This is a genomic window from Flavobacteriales bacterium, assembly GCA_013214975.1.
GTDB lineage: Bacteria > Bacteroidota > Bacteroidia > DT-38 > DT-38 > DT-38.
On record JABSPR010000082.1, the window covers coordinates 1 to 1938 of the forward strand.

Consider the following 1938-nt stretch of genomic DNA (forward strand, 5'->3'; position numbering starts at 1 on the left):
ATAAAACAATTAAAGAGTATATTAATCATGAGTATTAATAACTTAACTGACAATACTCCTCATAAGCCACCGCTTAACAGCAGTAATAAAACCAAGACTAACGAACAAAAAAAGGTGAAGCAATCTACCCTCCTACACAAACAAAATCAAAAAGATCCTCGAATAAAGCAAAAAGCTAAACAAGCTCCTAAAACAGAAAGCACTAACAAGCACTTACAATCAAGGTCGATTCACTTCGACGAGCTAAAACAGTCCATTCAACAACAAAAATATCAAATAAGAGCTCTAAATATAGCGAGCAAGTTAATTGATAGCGATATTTCAACTATGATCCTCCCCCGATAAAATTGACACCAGAGTTTCTACGCTGCGCGTAATTCATATTGTATTGGTGACACATAATCTAGCCCAGAGTGTAACCTTACAGTATTGTAAAACTTGTTTATGTATTCGGATAGTGCTTTATATAACTCTTGTACTCTTTGGTATTTATTTCCTCTAATCAGTTCGGCTTTTAAACTATGGAAAAATGATTCCATGAATGCATTATCAGTACAGTATCCAAGGCGATTCAAACTATGTTTAAAGCCCCATCTCTTTAGCATTTTCTGAAAATCCTTAGCTAAATACTCAATACCTCGATCAGTATGAAACATGACACCTTTGGGGTACCCACGCTTCCTTAGGGCATACAGTAGAGTCGTACACGTTAATTCTGCAGTACGCGTTGACGACAAAGACCAGCCAATGATTCTGCGAGAATATAAATCCATCACTGTAGCTAAATACTTCCACTGACCTTTTACTTTCAAATAAGTAACATCTGCAACCCAGACTTGATTGATACCCGTAGGTTTGCTCACTTCACGCAATAGATTTTTACCATCTCGTTTAAACTTCTTCATTACAGGATGCCTGCGTGTCACTCTAACAACTCTACCTTTTAGCCCTGCTTCACGCATCAAACGTTCTACACGCTTGCGACCGACGGATACACCTGTGTTTTTAAGTGCTTTATACACTCTGGGGCTTCCATAGCGACCTTCACTTTGGATAAAAATCTTGGTGATTTTCCTAAGAAGCTTCTGGTCTTTATGGTAACGCTTAGAAGCTTTACGCTTTGTCCAAGCATAAAAGCCCTGTGGCGTAACTCCCAGCCATTTACATAAAAAGACAACGCCTATTTCTCGGTATCGTTCGACGAATTCAAATCGTTCTGATGTCGTTCCGCCAGATACCGTTGCCACTTTTTTAAGAGGTCGTTCTCCTTCTTTAAACGCTGGTTTTCTTTTTTTAGCCGAGCATTTTCAATGAGGTCTTTGTCATTGAAGTTCTTTTTGGTTTTTTGCACACCGACTCGCTTTTGATTATCACCTTGTAGCTTTCCATCTCGGTATTCCTTTCGCCAACGCGATAACATCATGGGGTGTATATCTAAACCATCCGCTATTTGTTTGGATTGAATACCATCTTGATAACTGAGCTTAACAGCTTTTACTTTAAAGTCTTTGGTGTATTCCCAGGTTTTTCTTGGGTGATTATATTTTGGCATGTTGGTGCCTCCTGTTAGTGGAGGTATCAACTAAAGCGGGGGAAGTTCAATGCCCATTATACTGTGTTGTTAACGCAGCATCACAGTATTGCTGATGGTTGGAGTAATCCGATCATGATGGGGAAATTTTTTGAATATTACCATAGGCTTGTTAATGGTATTGAACCTGAAATTATAGTTGATCATGCCTATACGAATGCGCAACAGTATTTATTTGATAGTGCCTCAGAAGGTAAAACTTTTTGGGAAACGCGTTGTGCAAGTATTGAGGGTGTCAATAATATTGGCTTTTTGCTAAATAATGCGCCTGCACAGTATGGGCGTATAAGAACCGTGTCGCAGGTTGGTGAAAAGCACCTAGTTATCGAAGGGGAAGGGTATGAGTC

3 protein-coding genes are annotated in these 1938 nt (G+C 39.1%); 2 read left to right on the forward strand and 1 reads right to left on the reverse strand.

Annotation, left to right across the window (positions count from 1 at the left end):
• Positions 1 to 27 precede the first annotated feature (27 nt).
• Positions 28 to 345, forward strand: coding sequence for a hypothetical protein (locus HRT72_03620; protein ID NQY66795.1), 318 nt, complete (start codon positions 28 to 30; stop codon positions 343 to 345).
• Positions 346 to 362: 17 nt separating this feature from the next.
• Here the strand turns inward: HRT72_03620 and HRT72_03625 are convergent.
• A protein-coding gene (locus HRT72_03625; GenBank protein NQY66796.1) for an IS3 family transposase occupies positions 363 to 1552 on the reverse strand; the annotation gives its coding sequence in 2 pieces (ribosomal slippage) (positions 363 to 1264 and positions 1264 to 1552; 1191 coding nt in all).
• Between the two features lie 66 nt (positions 1553 to 1618).
• Here HRT72_03625 and HRT72_03630 point away from each other — a divergent pair.
• On the forward strand, positions 1619 to 1938 hold a 320-nt coding region (locus HRT72_03630; GenBank protein NQY66797.1), incomplete at its 3' end, for a hypothetical protein.